The 16281-nt window shown below is 53.6% G+C and carries 16 protein-coding genes and 2 riboswitches; of the genes, 6 read left to right on the top strand and 10 right to left on the bottom strand.

Annotated features, from left to right (window positions below; translation table 11 throughout):
- Nucleotides 1–122: 122 nt before the first annotated feature.
- Entirely contained in the window at nt 123–1307 is a 1185-nt protein-coding gene (locus NZD86_RS01460; RefSeq protein WP_268044709.1) for an ROK family protein, read from the top strand.
- A gap of 520 nt (nt 1308–1827) precedes the next feature.
- Here the strand turns inward: NZD86_RS01460 and NZD86_RS01455 are convergent.
- The gene (locus tag NZD86_RS01455; protein ID WP_268044708.1) at nt 1828–3252 is read right to left on the bottom strand and encodes an NAD(P)/FAD-dependent oxidoreductase; all 1425 of its coding nucleotides are present in this window, start codon (nt 3250–3252) and stop codon (nt 1828–1830) included.
- A gap of 318 nt (nt 3253–3570) precedes the next feature.
- On the opposite strand from NZD86_RS01455, the gene NZD86_RS01450 reads away from it, so the two are divergent.
- Nucleotides 3571–4755, top strand: coding sequence for an MFS transporter (locus NZD86_RS01450; protein ID WP_268044706.1), 1185 nt, complete (start codon nt 3571–3573; stop codon nt 4753–4755).
- Nucleotides 4756–4816: 61 nt separating this feature from the next.
- A complete protein-coding gene (locus NZD86_RS01445) occupies nt 4817–5170 on the top strand; it encodes a DUF4406 domain-containing protein (RefSeq protein WP_268044705.1) in 354 nt (117 codons plus the stop codon).
- Between the two features lie 48 nt (nt 5171–5218).
- Here NZD86_RS01445 and NZD86_RS01440 read toward each other — a convergent pair whose 3' ends face one another.
- From NZD86_RS01440 to NZD86_RS01420, 5 genes are all read right to left on the bottom strand, one after another.
- The gene (locus tag NZD86_RS01440) at nt 5219–6757 is read right to left on the bottom strand and encodes a cobyric acid synthase (RefSeq protein WP_268044703.1); all 1539 of its coding nucleotides are present in this window, start codon (nt 6755–6757) and stop codon (nt 5219–5221) included.
- A 28-nt stretch (nt 6758–6785) separates the two neighbouring features.
- On the bottom strand, nt 6786–8168 hold the full coding sequence (locus NZD86_RS01435) for a cobyrinic acid a,c-diamide synthase CobB (RefSeq protein WP_407655231.1): 1383 nt from the start codon (nt 8166–8168) through the stop codon (nt 6786–6788).
- 291 nt (nt 8169–8459) lie between these two features.
- Nucleotides 8460–9641 (bottom strand): MFS transporter, encoded by a 1182-nt coding sequence (locus tag NZD86_RS01430; protein ID WP_268044700.1) that lies wholly within the window; start codon nt 9639–9641, stop codon nt 8460–8462.
- Between the two features lie 90 nt (nt 9642–9731).
- Nucleotides 9732–10178: a MarR family winged helix-turn-helix transcriptional regulator gene (locus tag NZD86_RS01425; protein ID WP_268044699.1), complete on the bottom strand. Its 447-nt coding sequence runs from the start codon at nt 10176–10178 to the stop codon at nt 9732–9734.
- Nucleotides 10179–10481: 303 nt separating this feature from the next.
- Nucleotides 10482–10667, bottom strand: coding sequence for a hypothetical protein (locus tag NZD86_RS01420; protein ID WP_268044698.1), 186 nt, complete (start codon nt 10665–10667; stop codon nt 10482–10484).
- Between the two features lie 18 nt (nt 10668–10685).
- On the opposite strand from NZD86_RS01420, the gene NZD86_RS01415 reads away from it, so the two are divergent.
- A complete protein-coding gene (locus NZD86_RS01415) occupies nt 10686–11327 on the top strand; it encodes a YidC/Oxa1 family membrane protein insertase (RefSeq protein ID WP_268044697.1) in 642 nt (213 codons plus the stop codon).
- A 119-nt stretch (nt 11328–11446) separates the two neighbouring features.
- On the opposite strand, the gene NZD86_RS01410 is transcribed toward NZD86_RS01415, so the two are convergent.
- Both NZD86_RS01410 and NZD86_RS01405 read right to left on the bottom strand, forming a co-directional pair.
- Nucleotides 11447–12028 carry a thymidine kinase gene (locus NZD86_RS01410; RefSeq protein ID WP_268044696.1) on the bottom strand — a complete coding sequence of 194 codons (582 nt, stop codon included), beginning with the start codon at nt 12026–12028 and terminating at the stop codon, nt 11447–11449.
- A 124-nt stretch (nt 12029–12152) separates the two neighbouring features.
- Nucleotides 12153–13016, bottom strand: a complete 864-nt coding sequence (locus NZD86_RS01405; protein WP_268044695.1) for a MetQ/NlpA family ABC transporter substrate-binding protein — start codon at nt 13014–13016, stop codon at nt 12153–12155.
- A gap of 106 nt (nt 13017–13122) precedes the next feature.
- Nucleotides 13123–13226: riboswitch (SAM riboswitch) on the bottom strand.
- Between the two features lie 165 nt (nt 13227–13391).
- Nucleotides 13392–13498, top strand: a riboswitch (SAM riboswitch).
- A gap of 133 nt (nt 13499–13631) precedes the next feature.
- Here NZD86_RS01405 and NZD86_RS01400 point away from each other — a divergent pair.
- Together NZD86_RS01400 and NZD86_RS01395 are read left to right on the top strand one after the other, a co-directional pair.
- Entirely contained in the window at nt 13632–14672 is a 1041-nt protein-coding gene (locus NZD86_RS01400) for a methionine ABC transporter ATP-binding protein (RefSeq protein ID WP_268044694.1), read from the top strand.
- On the top strand, nt 14666–15328 hold the full coding sequence (locus NZD86_RS01395; RefSeq protein WP_268044693.1) for a methionine ABC transporter permease: 663 nt from the start codon (nt 14666–14668) through the stop codon (nt 15326–15328). Before NZD86_RS01400 ends, NZD86_RS01395 begins: the two co-directional genes overlap by 7 nt.
- A gap of 19 nt (nt 15329–15347) precedes the next feature.
- Here the strand turns inward: NZD86_RS01395 and NZD86_RS01390 are convergent, their stop codons facing one another.
- The gene (locus NZD86_RS01390) at nt 15348–15647 is read right to left on the bottom strand and encodes a hypothetical protein (RefSeq protein WP_268044691.1); all 300 of its coding nucleotides are present in this window, start codon (nt 15645–15647) and stop codon (nt 15348–15350) included.
- A gap of 9 nt (nt 15648–15656) precedes the next feature.
- Complete coding sequence (locus tag NZD86_RS01385; RefSeq protein ID WP_268044689.1) at nt 15657–16055, bottom strand: hypothetical protein; 399 nt, start codon at nt 16053–16055, stop codon at nt 15657–15659.
- Nucleotides 16056–16281: the final 226 nt, after the last annotated feature.

The raw sequence follows: 16281 nt of genomic DNA, 5'->3' as shown, positions 1-16281 counted from the left end.
ATTTCAGGCCAGAAAGGACTTGAAAACAAATTTTCCGAATGCGCTTTCACGGCTTGGTTTGCATGTTAAACTATATACAACAAATTCGCAATATCTCCTTTCAAAATTTTGAGGTGGATTCGTTGGCAAAAACAGTAGATGCGGCGACAATGCGGCAAATTAACAAACGGTATGTAACCGAATACATTTATACCCGCGCTCCGATCTCGCGGATCGATATCTCTACCATGACGGGCTTAAACAAAGCAACCGTTTCCTCTTTGGTCGACGAACTCATCTCGGAACAGTTCGTCGTGGAAACTGGCTACGGGACTTCAAACGGCGGCCGCAAGCCAGTGATGCTCCAATTTAACGCGAAAGCAGGCTACTGCATCGGTGTGGATGTGCAAATCACGCACATGAAAACCGTGCTGACCGATATAATGGGAAACATTGTTTACAAACGTATCCGTCCCATGGACGCGGCGCCGGATCACCTGACGCAAGCGGTTTTAGAGGAACTTCTGCTCGACGAGATCGATCGCGCCGCTGCCCAAGCCCCCCCATCCACTCACGGCATCATCGGGGCTGGTATCGCACTCCCAGGCATCGTCAACTTTAAGGCCGGGTGCGCATTCTACCTTCCGAATATAGAGATTCACAATTGGGACGTTGTGGGGGCGCTGTCGAATGTGTTTTCATTTCCAATATTCATCGACAATGACGGGAACTGCGGCGCGTGGTCCGAATACCGCAATCGCCATGTCGACAATCTGGTATTTGTCAATGTCGGCATCGGGATCGGGACGGGCATCATTGTCGGAGGACGTCTGTACCGGGGCGCGAACGGGATCGCGGGTGAATACGGCCACACGACCATATCCGCTATCGGCGTGCCGTGCGCCTGCGGAAACTACGGGTGCTGGGAACAGTATGCATCCGAGCAGGCGCTGCTCCGCTACCTCTCGGAGGGAGAAGAAGTCCCGGAGTCCCTCGAACTGTCGCCAAACCTCGTGGCGTTGGCCGTCGAAGAGGCGACACAGCGCGCAACCTACCGGCGGGCCTTTGAGACGGTTGGCCAATATCTCGGCATCGGGATCGCCAATATTGTGAACGCCTTGAACCCGGACCTCGTTGTCGTCGGTGGAACCATGGCCCAAGGTGCCCACTTGTTTGAGTCGCAGATCGCTGCCGTCCTAAAACACCGAGCGATGTCGTTTAACAAACAGGTGCCCGTTGCCTTCGCTGATGAGGACACGATTGTCGTGGGCGCCGCTCGCATGCCAGTGTGGAACACCATTCTGCAAAGCCCCTTGTCGGAGACTTAGGCGGGGCGTGGGGGCGGTGTGGGGGCCGCTTGCACGCGTGGGGGCGGCGGCTGGGGAGTGGCAGTGGCGGCGGACTGTAGCGGAGTTTTATTCCCCAGTTCACAACTTTTCATGTGTCTATGAGGAAACAAGGCACTGGGAGTCCGTTGTTGGCACTGACGGTACCGGCGTGTGCTCGGAATTGACCAGATAAAGGTACCTGATTCCCTTCGTGAAGCTCAGGTCACTCAAGTTTGCCGAAAAAGGGACCAACAGTCACCTATCCTGAGCGCCACTAGCTACAACTGGATACAGCCTCTCACGCCTGCAAGCGGCAGGGCCAGGAGTAACCCCAGACACCGCCTACGGCCTGCGCCCCGGCCGTCCCCAGCTTCGTGACTACCGGACCTAGTGCCCTCCCGAATCCCAGGCCTACTCCCCGACCAACACCGTGCCTCCAGCGCCGCCATCCCGACAAAAAAGGGCCGCCCCTGCACCCATCCTACGATGGCATGCGGGCCAGCCCCCACATTCGCTACGATTACATCTGCGCAATAATATTCCGCGCTGCGTACACACCGCTGCTTGCCGCTTGGGAAATGCCGCGTGAGATGCCGGGACCGTCGCCGGCGCAATACAGGCCGCTCACCTTTGTCTGCAAGTCCGTCCCGACGTCGGCGCGGGAAGCGTAAAACTTGGCTTCGACGCCGTAGAATAGGGTGTGATCGCTGGCGATTCCGGGCGTTACCTGGTTCAACGCCTCGATCATCTCCTGCAGCGCCACCATCGTCTTGTACGGCAACACGAGCCCCAAGTCGCCCGGCACGGCTTCCTTCAGCGTTGGCTCAATGAAACCTTCCTGGATTCGGCCTGCGGTACTGCGGCGTCCTTTGAGGATGTCTCCGTATTTTTGAACAATAATCGATCCGTTAGACAACTCGTTGGCCTGCCGACAAATACTCTTGGCGAACTCATTCGGCCTGTCAAATGGTTCCGTAAACTTGTGACTGACCAAGAGCGCAAAGTTCGTGTTGTTCGTCCCCAGCGCCGGGTCCTTGTACGCGTGGCCGTTCGCAGCCATGACACCCGTGTGGTTCTCCACAACGACATGCCCTGACGGGTTGCTGCAAAACGTGCGAACTTTTAACCCAGTGGATGGCGAGTGGAAAATAAATTTCCCCTCATATAAATGTTCATTGATTTCCTGCATGACAACGTTTGATGTCTCCACGCGCACACCGATGTCGACTTGGTTGTTCGTCATGCGCAGGTTGTGCTTGCGGAATAGATCGGAGAGCCATGTCGATCCGTCACGGCCCGGCGCCACAATCACATACTTCGCGTACAATTCTTCATCGCCGCGCACGCGAATGCCGCGAATGCGGTCCTCTTCAATAATCAAATCCTCAACAAATGTCCGGAACCGGAGCTCAATATGCTCTTCTAAGTAAGCAAAAATGCTGTTCATCAGTTTCAAATTCATATCCGTACCAATGTGGCGAACTTGTGCCCGGAGCAACTTCAGCCCAGCACCAATGGCGCGCCGTTCAATGTCGGCTACGGCGTTCGTTGTCGGATCGGTAATGGTGTCCGGTGCACCATGACTGAGGTTGATGGCATCTACGTCATGAATCAACTGGATGACTTCCGATGGCGGAAGATATTCAGTCAAAAAGCCGCCGAACTCGGACGTAATGTTAAACTTCCCGTCGCTAAAACTCCCAGCGCCGCCTGCCCCATTGATCACGCCGCACGCAGGCCAGCAACTCGCGTACGTTTTGATCTTGTTTGCAGGTGGACACTTGTCAATTTTGCCTTCCATAATAGGACAATGGCGATGTTTCGCATCGACACCTTTATCAACCAGCAAGACCTTCGCTGTCGGTGCCTTCTTGGTAAATTCATACGCAGCATATAAACCTGCGGGACCTGCACCAACAATGATCACGTCGTATGTTTGACTCATGTTCAATCCCCCATCAAGCACGTCAGTCGGAGCGTGCCCTTCCTGAATGGAAATTTGTTGAACTCTGACTAGTGACTGTTGGAAATTGGGACTAGGTCACGAACGTTAGCCGATATTTACGAAAGAACGTTCGAGTGACAAACCCTTGCTATTATAACGGGTATCTCGCGAGATGCAAGTGGATGTTTTTGGTGGGCTTGAGTGGAGCGTTCGAAGGGCAACCCTGCCCTGCCTGTAGACCGCGGCCCCCAAAAGGTGTAAAACAAGAGTGCTTGTGCCAATCGACAGAACGTGAGGAATGACTGTCAAATGACCTCTTTGAATTATGCGAGATTTTCTGCTTACTATTTTCTTTTCTTTTTTACTGTGGCCGTATTCGCCCCGTATTTTAGTCTCTTCCTGTCTTCCCGGGGACTGAGCAGTTCACAGGTGGGCCTCGTCATGGCCGTCATGCCGTTTGTGGGAATCCTCCTGCAACCTGTGTGGGGTATGATGAATGATCGGTACCGCGCACATAAAGGGACCATCATCGTTGGGCTCGCTGTCATATCCGCAACGATGTTCTCGATAGGAACCGCGCATCAGCTCGTGTGGTGCTTGCTCGCGGCCATCGTCATCGCCTTCTTCCAACCCGTGCTCATTCCGCTCAACGACAGTATCACCGTTCAGGCGGCCGGGATCGAAGGATACGGGAAAGTTCGTCTCTTTGGGTCGCTTGGGTATGCGGTTTTCATTGTGATCGATTCGTACATTATTCACAAGTATGGCATTTCCCGGTTTCCCCTATTGTACCTGCTGACCAGTTTCGTTGCAGTGGTGCCGGGGCTCATGCTGCTTCCGAGGCAGCAGAGGCTAATTGACGGGAACGGACCAGTTGGAAATCGTTATGCAGGACTCGATAAACTGTTTCGGAATCGCAGCTTTGTGCTCATCCTTCTGTTTACGCTCTTTGTCATGATCAGCCAGTGGATCAACAATAACTTTTTTACGCTGTACTATGTAAATCTCCACCGCCCCCTCACTTTGCTGGGAACCGTGTACGCGATCTCGGCCCTCAGCGAGCTGCCCTTTTTCTTTATCTCCGGCCGCCTGATTACGCGTTTCGGGCCGGAAAAGGTATTTCTCTTTGCGGCCGGCGTGTACACCATCCGCTGGTGCGTTTTGGGCTTCGGGCCAGCAACATGGGTGATAGTCATCGTGCAGTTGTTTAACGGAATGTCGTTTGGTTTGGCGTTTGCGGCCGGGATCGCTATAGCGCGTCGCGTCAGCGACCACACAAACCACGTCACTGCCCAGACTGTCTACAGTGCCGTCACAACTGGTATCGCATCCATCGTTGGCAGCCTCCTCGCCGGAGATGCGTTGCAGCATTTCGGTCCAGAGGCCATCTATGTCACTGCCGCCATCACGAGCGCCATCGGTTTCTGCTGTATGATCTGGTACGTTATGCAATCCAAAGTCCACGGAAAGGATGGCCAAACTGCCGCTGTGCGTGAGTCTTGACATTACGAACATACGTTCGTAATATGAGAGGCATACATACAGTTGAGACGGAGGATGCATCGTGAAGAACATATACCTGTCCGGTCCCATGACGGGACTCGCGGATTTTAACCGGCCTGCTTTCGACGCCGCCGCAAGTGCGTTGCGTTCGCTCGGATTCACTGTCGTCAGCCCCGCTGAACAGGCCATCGCGGGAGGCGAATGGGAGGATTACATGCGACATGACCTCGTGCTCATGATGAGCACGGATTCTGTCGTTACGCTCCCTGGTTGGCGGCAGTCCCGTGGGGCTTCGCTTGAAGTGTACATCGCACACCAGTTGAAAATGCCCGTCTATGAGTTGGAGACCGTGTTGTTGCAACACGGGATGATCGAGTTGGAGTCATCCGCACAGCAACTTTCACTCAACCTGTAAGAAGGGTCCGACTGCGCGAATCGCCGGCAACGCCGGTCGCACAAGATGTTAACCCCGGAGCAACTGATAAATGCGATTCATATCCAAGTTTGCGCGAACGGTGTCGGCAAGCCGGTCGTAGGCCGCTTCACGCAATTCATCCACCGCGATGATTTCCGCACGTTCGCTTAGTCCACTCTTCAGGCGCAGGCTGTTCAGCCATGCGAGACGAAATGCATCATTGTGGAAAATCCCGTGCATGTACGTGCCGATGATGGCTCCGTCTTCCGAGCAACTTCCCTCATCCACCCAAATGTCCGAGTCCCCGTCGCGGATTTGTGCAAACGGCTTCGAGCGGTTCCTCGTGGTTACGCCCATGTGAATTTCGTAGCCGTGAACTCGGATGTCTTCATACGGCCCGCACAATGTTCCCTGGACGAGCACGGTTCGCTTGTCGGCCTGAAATGTCGTTTCATCGTCAAATAGGCCAATCCCCTGACAACGTCCAAGCCGCGACTCAACTTGAAGAGGGTCGTGAACTTTCCGCCCAAGCATCTGGTAGCCACCGCAGATGCCCACGACAAACGCGCCATGTTGGACGAGTTGGTGCAGCGCCTCAGTAAAACCGCGATCGTGTAACCAAGCCAGATCCGCCATCGTATTTTTCGATCCCGGCACAATCACCGCCGCAGCCCCTTCGAGTTCAGCCGATCGGGAGCAAAAGTGGACTTCGATGTCCGGTTCGAGCAGAAGTGGATCGATATCCGTGAAATTGGAGATGTAGGGCAACTGAATGATGGCAATTCGCAGTTTGGGCATGTCCTGTCCGTCCTCAATCGCCTTTGTCGTTGCGAAGTGACGACGCTGTGTCTCTGATGCAGATTCAAGGGCCACACCGTCTTCCTCGTCGACGCCCACATGTTCAATATAGGGTATGACTCCAACGACAGGGACGCCTGTCAAGGATTCCATCTGCCGAACACCGTCCTCAAATAAGGCCGGATCTCCGCGGAATCGGTTGATGATGATGCCCTTCACTCGCTCCCGCTCAGATTGCGTGAGCAATTGAAGCGTACCGTACACGGAAGCGAAGACACCGCCCCTATCAATGTCGGCGACGAGCAGAACGTCCGCGTCGGCGAGTTCGGCGGTGCGCATGTTGGCGAGATCGCGGGATTTGAGGTTTAGTTCCACGGGGCTGCCGGCACCCTCGATGACCATGACATCGTGGCGCTGCGTGAGATATTGGTAACTTTCGACAACGCGTGACCAAAGAAAATCAAGCCGGTTGGTCGACTCCGAAAACGCCCATTCACGACCTACGACGCGGCCCTGCACAATGACTTGTGATTCGGACGGTGACGTGGGCTTGAGGAGAATGGGATTCATGTGCTCGTTCGGCGCAACACCGCACGCTTGCGCTTGTGCGGCTTGGGAACGGCCGATTTCGCGACCAGACGGGGTCACGGCGGAATTGAGGGACATATTTTGTGCTTTAAATGGCACCACATCATAGCCGTCCTGCTTGAGAATTCGACACAATGCCGTCGCGATCACACTTTTCCCCACATGCGATGCCGTACCGACGACCATGATACCCTTCGCCATATCTCCATTCCCTCCCCTTCTCCTCTGGTCATGCCTTAGCCTCGGTGAGAACGTTATCCCGAAACGCCCGACACGCCTCCACGAAGCGTTCAGGCATGCGTGGATTGGAAGCGAAATGAAGATGCGTATAGGAAGCAACACCGTGTGGGAGGAGAACGCCTTCCCCTTTGGGGCGTGCTGGGTGCAAAATCCGGTATGCTGACGGGGCATTCGCGTCCGCTACGTCAAACGTAGAATAGTGAAACTCATGTCCCCTCGCCCGTTCGCCAGGGGGAAGCAGAACATTACCGGGTTCACCCGTCACCTCTCGGTAGCCAAATCCGACCAGTCGCCGTTGCATGGTGACCGTCCCGTCGATGACGCCTGCCATTGGGTGATTTTGGCCGGCGTGATCGATAAAGTTGGATGCCAAGTACATGTAGCCCCCGCATTCAGCAATGGTCGGCAATCCGCTCTGTATATGCTCACGAATATTTTGACGAACGTCATCACCGCGGCTCAACTCCGCGGCAAACTCCTCTGGAAACCCGCCCCCCAGGTACAATCCCTGTGCTTCATCAGGCACCTTGTCGCCAGCCAGCGGGCTGAAATATGTAATGTGCGCACCATATCGTTCGAGGAGGCGCAAATTGTCTGCGTAGTAAAAATTAAACGCGGCGTCCCGAGCGACCGCAATGTGAACAGGGTTTTCGGCCGACACCGGTTGCACAAGAGAAGTTTCAGTCGGTGCGACGGAAGGGGCTTGGCTGGCGATGTGGAAAAGGGTGTCCAAGTCAATGGTCGACTCCATCCGTGTCACAAGGCTGTCGAACAGTGGTCGAAGTTCGCCCCGCTCGATTGCGGGAACGAGCCCCAAATGCCGTTCAGGCAATTCGATGTCGTCCGCTCGCTCTAAATAGCCAAACACAGGCACTTTGCAGACGTCTTCGATAGCTGTTTTCACCAGATCGAAATGGCCCGGTCCTCCGACGCGATTGGCGATCACGCCGCACACATTCACAGCTGGCTCCAGGTGCATGAACCCCAACACCACGGCGGCTGCACTGCGCGCCATGCTTTCCACATCGACGACGAGAACGGTCGGGATACCCAACAACATGGCGATCTCGGCCGTCGTACCTGTGTTCGTCAACGCGTCGTGGCCGTCATACAGGCCCATGACGCCTTCAACAATGGATAAATCTGCGTCGACCGTCGCATCGAGGAAAATTTCTCTCAACGTGTCCGGCTGAAGCATCCAGCTGTCCAAATTCCGCGAGGGCCGTCCCGTCAAAGCGCTGTGGTAACTCGGATCAATGTAATCGGGCCCCACTTTAAACCCCTGCACAGATAAGCCGCGCTTCTGGTACGCCGCCAGTAGCCCGAGGGCTATCGTCGTTTTTCCCACACCGCTATTTGTCCCAGCTACCATCAGCCTTGCTTGCGCCACGTTCAACTCTCCTTCGGCCCAAATATAATGAAAAACGGCCGATGCCAAGCATCGACCGTGAAAATAACAGGTACTACGATAACGATACGTTGCCAGCCCTACCTCTCAAGCAACCATGCGGCTCCGATGACCGCGCCTGTTTTGAATCAATATCTTTTATTCGAAATGAAACGATGTCGCATCTATGGGGTGAAGCTCTTTCCAATCAGATCAAATCAACTACCTGTCAATACACTATTATACCACAAATACCTTTATCCATACAAGTTCCGCCTACATCGTGCCCGTTGCCATGCGTTTATCACGCCTTTCCCGCAACCCCACCACGGTATAGATGAGAAAGAGGACCAGGACGCACAGGGAAGCAAGGCGGTACATGAGCGCGTATCCCGTTCCATTCGAGACAACCCCGAGAAGAACGGATCCAACCGCAATACCCAAATCGACTGAACTGTAAAACGCTCCACTGCCAATACCCCGTTTTTCCGGGGATAGCCGTTGGAACAGCCACGCTTGCAGTGCTGGTTGCAGCACGCCATATCCTAAACCGTAAAACAGCCCAGATGCAAAAAACAGTCCGAGGTTCGACGCATAGGAGAGAAGGAGGAGTCCCACAAACGCAAATAGAGCACCGATCGGGATGACGGCAATGTGGCCGTGGCGATCGTACAATTTTCCTGATATCGGCCTCACGAGAACAATGGCACCCGCTTCAATGAGAAAGAACCAGCCGACGTTCGCGACATGGATTTGTGCACCATAGAGCGTGATAAAGCTCACGAGTCCACCATATGTGATGGACAGTAGCAACAGGAGGATGCAGGGGATGAAGACGGCGTGATCGTAAAAATCATCTACACGCAGACGTGCCCGAGTCTGCTTGACGATGCGACGTGAATTCTCACGACCACGTATGAACGGGACGATGACGGACACAACCAACATCATCGCCGTTGTCAGATATATGAGCGCGCGAAACCCGAAGCCGTTGTAAACCCCGATGCCAACAAGGGGCGCCAGCGCCATAGCCAAACTGGTCGACAGCCCGAAGTAACCCATCCCCTCCCCCAACCGCGCAGGAGGGATGACATCTGCCGCAAGCGTGCCAAGCGTCGTCGTCGTGAGTCCGAAGCCGATGCCATATAACACACGCACGATAAACAGCATCACAATGGAGTCAGCGAACACATAAAGAATCGTCGCCACTAAGTACACTGCCATGGCCATCCACAACAGCCGCCGCTTATTTGCCGTCATCAGCACCTTGCCAAGAATCGTGCGCGTCACGACTCCCGACACGGCCCACACGGCGTTCGACAGGCCAATCAAATTGTTTCCGCCAATCCCAGCGCTAATATAGGACGACAGTGCTGGTGTAATCATCTGTAAATTAAAAAACACAAAAAACGTCGACAGAGCGACGAAAACAAAATCGCGCGTCCACAACCTTTGCAAGTAAATCTCCTCCAACTTTCCTATGAGTCTCTATCTCTTTTTCTCTCTAATACGCTCTCGATCACAGCCATAGCCGGACGAAGCCCTATTTCACATGTCTGTCTCTGCTTTTACGTTCCGCTGAATCCGGACCAACAGTGCCCTTAATTGAGCCACTTCATCCGGTGCCAGCCCGCTCATTGCGATGTCCAACACCTGTTTCTCCACATCGACCAGCTCCTCGGCCGTCCTCCGCCCCTTCGGTGTGACATCGATCAAACGGGCCCGTCGATCCGCCTCATCTGCACATTTCGTCACCATACCCTTGCGCTCAAGGTTGTCTAGCAAGCGGGTCACGGTTGTTTTGTCTTTACCTGATGCCTCCGCCAATTCAGTCTGTGTAATGCTTCCTCTCTCCTTCAAACAGAGCAGCAGGATCCACTGTTCGGCGGTGATGTCGTGTGAGCGGAACCGCAGATTGGTCAAGTAACTCACTCTTCTAAATGTCTGTCCAAGCAAAAATCCCATTGAATCGGTCAACGGATTGTACGCCGTCATGCTGTCCTGTTCACCTCCTAAGCAATGAAGCTCAATATTCAGCTGAAAATCACTCGTTCAATTACTTGCATAGCTTATTGTATGCTATACAACTATTACTGTGAAATTGTGCATCTACGGCGAACTATGTATGTACGAAATGTGCTATAATTTTCCTCAAAGAACCATAACCTCTAGCCCCGCCTGGCGGGCTCACCCGTGCCAGTCACACACTAGGAGGGACAACAGTGGACCTAAACCTTCTTCATGCAGTCCCGCTCGTGTCCATACTTATCCTATGTGCAGTGACATTCCTTTACAAATTCACGTCCACTGTTCAGCGGGCGTTGCAGTCGCCAATTCTGTGCTCCCCGTCGGTCCAGCTTGTCCACCCAGACAGGCCGGCGTTTCATCTCTACTTGATTCGGACGGTGAGAAAAAAACTACTTCGATCGGGAGACGATGATCCGTTACCCATGAATGTTCTAAGGTCAATTGCTTGGATTTCATTCATAGGGAGGATTTCATTTGCTCAACTATCTCAAATATTATCTCACTCAATGTATCGCCCATCTGGCCTATGTGACGCATGACACGGGCATGGCGGTCATCCTGTTCACCATCATCGTTCGAATAGCACTGTTCCCTTTGTCGCTAAAGCTCATTAAGGGGCAACTCCTGCAAGCACAACTGGCTCCAAAACTTAAGCAGATCAGCGAGAGTTGGACCGGAGACAAATCACAATTGTTGCAACACCAGCGGAAAGTATTGGGGGAAAACGGGGTAAAGCCCCTCTCTTCTCTATGGATTCTCATCGTGCAGTCGCCCGTGTTTTTCCTGCTATATCGAACCGTGAGACACTTGAGTGGACCGTCCGGGACGATTCTGGTTCCGTGGGTTGCCCACATCGCCTTAGCCGATCCGCTCCACATCGTTCCCGTCGCCGGAGCCGTGTTGTTTGCCGGATTCAGTTTCGCAAATTACTTGTTGAGCCAAGTCGATCACATTCAGTGGCTCCCTATCGGTGTAAATTTTGGAATGACACTACTTGTGCTGTGGAGTGCGCCCATCGCTGTGGCGCTGTACTACGTGACGTCGAGCGTGTGGGGATCACTCGAGCGATTGGGAGTGGGAAAACTCCTGCAAGGTCGAGTGGCCATAGAAGGATAATCGGGCGGCACGAACAGTAAAAATCTGAATAAGACCCCAAAGGGCCACTCCTCACCGTCAATCGACGGCGAAGTGGCCCTTTGGCTTGTGTGTGTTTTGCGATAAAGAGCAATTGCCCCTTACATCAGACCGTCTAGGTTTGGGTTGAAGTAGTGACGCCGACAGACGGATCGGTAGAGTTCGTTGCCACCAACTTCAATTTGCTCCCCCTGGTAGACTGGCTTGCCGTCTTTCAGTTTCAATATCATGGTTGCCTTGCGATTGCAGTCGGGGTCGGCACAGATGGTCTTGATTTCCTCTATCTGGTCCGCCCACAAAACTGCCGCTTCGCTGCCTTCAAAGAACTGGTTGCGATAGTCTTTCAACAATCCGTACATGATGACGGGAATGTTCAGTTCGTCAACAACTCGTGAGAGTTGACGAACATGATGTGCCCCCAAAAACTGTACCTCGTCAACTAAAACGCAGTCTGGGTGTTCCGTTTGAACAACGTCGTACAAATTCGTACCTTCCTCGACGATGGTGGCATCCTTCGCGATACCAACGCGTGAAGCGATACGGCCGCGTCCGAAACGTGCATCGATAGCGGGCGTAAACAATGTTACTTTCTTGCCCTGTTCCTCGTAATTATGCGCTACGGTTAGGAGCTGAATGGATTTACTCGCATTCATTTGTCCGAACCGATAATAGAGCTTTGCCACACTATCACCCTCAAAACAATCTACCGTCTATTCTAGCACGCATAGACCGAACCGTAGAGAGGGCTATGCACCAAGGGCTCGCGATCCTCCGGTCAAAAGAGCGTTGAGGCGTGCGATCTCGGCATTAAAATACGGGAACGACGGATCCTTGGTAGTGATCGTTAATATAGGCTTTGACTTGTGCAGATGTGATGGCCTTATCCAGTGCCTGGATGCGCCAGTCATTCTTCTCGTCTGGGCGAACGACGATGTAGTTGGCGTATGTCTTCGCAGCCAAGCTATCTGCTTTCTCCACTGCGAGCGCATCCTTCACTTTAAAGCCCGCGTCAACGGCGTAGTTGCCGTTGATGACCGCGTAGTTTACGTCGTGAACCGAGCGCGGGATGGCGGCGGCGTCAAGCTCTTCGATCTTGATGTTGTGCGGATTGCTCGTGATGTCATTCTTCGTTTCCGAGATGCTCTTTGGATCCTTCAGTTTGATGATGCCCGCGTCCTCCAACAGGAGCAGCGCACGTGCTTCATTGGTCGTGTCGTTCGGTACGGCAATCGTCGCGCCGTTCGGAATGTCGGACAGCGATTTGCTCTTTCCTGGATAGAGGCCAAGCGGTTCAAAGTGGACGGCGACGGTTGGAACGAGATCGGTTCCATTTTTCTTGTTGTAATCCGTCAGGTAAGGAATGTGCTGGAAGTAGTTCGCGTCCACTTCCTTCGACGACAAAGCGCGGTTCGGTTGGATGTAATCGTTGAAGACAACGACCTGCAAATCAATGCCCTCTTTCGCGAGCACGGGTTTGATGTCATCCAGGATTTCGGCGTGCGGCACTGGGTTTGCTGCGACTTTCAAAACAACTTCTTTTTTCGCAGCGCCAGAAGTTTGTGTCGAATTGCCACTTTGACTTCCGGTCGTGTTCGTGCCGCAGCCAGCCGCCAACAGGACGATGGCCGCAACCCCCGCTACAGATTTACCCACTTTGTTCAAGACGCCCATTTCTCTCTGTTCCCCTCTCTCCACTCAACTATCTAGTTCCTCCAAACAGGCGATCCTACGAAAAAGGCCCCTTTCCACGAGGAAAGAGGCCATAGGAATCCATCGCCTCTCATCTCTCGGATTTTCTCCGCAGGAGTTAGCACCGTGCACGTTGTCGTGTCGGTTGCCGGGCTTCACAGGGCCAGTCCCTCAGCCTTCTCTAGATAAGAGTGTTTGCTATTTTGTTTTCGCGATGGCAACGAGCTGATGATTGCCGTGCGGTGATTCCTGTTATACATTGGCTATCGTTTCTCTGTCAATAGGCTTGCAAAAATTTTTTTGCTGGTATAGAATGCGGCCCATAGTGTCTGAAGCAAGTGACCAATTGTATACACGTTCTCATCCAGAGTGGCAGAGGGACTGGCCCTGTGAAGCCCGGCAACCGGCATTAAGTCGGTGCTAAATCCTGCGATCGCGTCGTCATCGCGATCGAAAGATGAGAAGACGAGCGAATCCGGCGCGCCTTCTCAAGGCGCGCTTTTTTTGTTGCACCAAGTGACAAACTGACGTGCCCTGCCACCTGCTCCCCTACAAGGAAGCATGGTCGGATAACGGTAAAAAAGGGGGACACACACCTTGATTCAACTGACGAATGTAGAGAAGTCTTTCCCACACAAGGGGCAACTCGTTCATGCCGTGAACGATGTCACCTTGTCCATTGAGGCAGGAGAAATCTTTGGGCTGATTGGCTACTCCGGCGCGGGAAAGAGCACCCTGCTGCGCTGCATGAACTTGCTGGAGAAACCGACGAGCGGACGCGTTGTCGTCGATGGTCAGGAACTGACCACGCTGTCCAAGGGAGCATTACAGAAGGCGCGGCGGAAAATCGGGATGATTTTTCAGCACTTTCATTTGCTCTCGTCCGCTACCGTGGCGGACAACATCGCTTTTCCGTTGCGGCTTGAGGGAATGTCGAGATCGGATATCAAGACACGCGTGGAAGAAATGCTTCACGTCGTGGGACTGGATGGATATGAGAGCAAATACCCGAGCCAACTGTCGGGGGGTCAAAAGCAGCGGGTCGCCATCGCGCGGGCCTTGGCCAATAAACCCGACATCCTCCTCTGCGACGAGGCGACATCCGCATTGGATCCGGAGACAACTGGCTCCATTCTCAAGCTGCTCTTGGACATCAATCGGACGCTTAGGCTAACCATCGTCATCGTGACGCACCAAATGGAGGTTGTACGGGAGATTTGCGACCGAGTCGCGGTCATGTCGGAAGGGAAGATTGTGGAGACTGGTTCTGTGGCGGACATTCTCGTGAATCCCACGCACCCTGTCACGCGGCGTCTCACAGGCATGGCGGCAGAGTCTGCCAAACGATCCTTTGCGGAACTCGCCGAAGCAGACGCGTCCATTGTGCAAATTGCCTTCCAGGGAAGTCTTACGTACGAACCTGTACTGGCGGATGTCGCTGTTCAGACTGGGTGTCGGTTCAGTATCCTGCAGGGCTCGATCGACCTGCTCAAGGATGTCCCCTACGGGAGGTTAACGCTCAAATGGACGGGTGACGAAGCGAGCCGTCGACGCGCCATTATGTCGCTGCAAGCGCGCGGTTGCACCGTGACAGCGTATGAATCCGAAACAGAAACGGAGGTCGGTGCATCATGTTAAACGGCGTTGTGTGGCCGGAGATTTGGCAAGCAACTGGTGCCACTTTGTATATGATTGTCCTTTCTGCGCTATTCGCCGTCATTATCGGACTGCCTGTGGGTATCCTGCTTTTTCTGACCGGGCCTCGCGGCTTACTGGCCAATCGCGCTGTTTACCAGGTGACGTCGGTCGTCGTCAACATCGTTCGATCCGTCCCATTCATCATCCTGCTCATCGCCCTTATCCCTTTCACCGACTGGGTCGTCGGCACGTCCATCGGCGTCAACGCGGCCATCGTGCCGCTGGTCATCGGTGCGGCGCCATTTTTTGCTCGGGTTGCGGAAACGGCGTTTGGTGAAGTGGACGCGGGTGTGATCGAGGCAGCTCAGGCGATGGGCGCGTCCATCCGCATCATCGTCTCGCGTGTGCTCTTGCGGGAAGCCTGGCCCAGTATTTTGGCGGGTGTGACGTTGACCGCCGTGGCGCTTGTGGGGTATTCCGCCATGTCCGGCGTGATCGGCGGCGGCGGCTTAGGCGATCTCGCCGTCCGCTACGGTTACGAACGGTTCCAGACGAACGTCATGATCGTGACGACTATCGTCCTTATCATCCTCGTTCAAATTTTGCAGATGTTCGGCGACCGCATTGTGCTCCATTTCGCGAAACGCCGGGGATAAGTACGAATGTGCATCGGCTTTACCCGTCTTGGCGAGAAGGTTGCTCAGCTTTGGGCTTCATCAGTGCCTTTAACCAATCCGGGATGTCTGCCGCTGACGAGACGTTCATCATGTCGAAGACGTCCGGATCGTTTAAAACAGACTGCGCACCACGAATCTGATGATTGGTCCCATGGATATTGCCGAAGCCTTGATTATGCTTCGTGTGACTTTCAAAATTCGTCGGCCAGTTGTTTCCGATATTGAGGGCAGAGGCTGATGTGACCGTACCTATGCGAATGGATCCAATGACGAAGCTCGGCGAAAAATAGGAACACATAATGACCTCCTACTGCGGAAACCGGAATGTGAAACCGCTCTGTGTTTTGTCCATCGTCGATCCTTCGCCGTTTCCCTCATCAACATTTGGCTCGGCTCCGGCGGCCTTAGTGCCGTCAGCCGGGCTTTGTCGTTGATCTCGTTTAATAGAAAGCTTCGGATTAACTCGAACACCGAAATTGTTCCCCAAGTTTAGTGCTCCACTCAACTCGTCAATATCCAGGTTTTGCAACCGAAACTCCAATTTTTCGAGTACGGGATCGTGAACATGAAGCGTGTCAATGTGAATGTGGTTTTTGACCCCTTGTTGGTCATTCATTCGCTGAAGAGCTTGTTCGATGTGACAGAGGCGCTCTTGAATCGCACTGGGCGCGGCAGCATCTTTTCTATGAAACCAATGTTTAAACATGGAATGGCCTCACCCATCATTTAACGTGCACCTACTAGAAACCCGAATCAGACATGCTGAGATAGGCATACAGTCAAACAGTCACTTACTTCCCGAGCCCGAGTTGTTCATGAAGGTGTCCAACATGTCCTGATCGCCAACAACGATCAGGTCACCTTGAATGGTGTTTCGCTCACCCGGTACCTCACCGAACCCTTAATTGACCTTCTCACTGTTTTGCCAGTTA

Source organism: Alicyclobacillus dauci (assembly GCF_026651605.1).
GTDB classification, from domain to species: Bacteria; Bacillota; Bacilli; order Alicyclobacillales; family Alicyclobacillaceae; genus Alicyclobacillus; species Alicyclobacillus dauci.
This window is presented reverse-complemented; position numbering and strand designations above follow the sequence as displayed.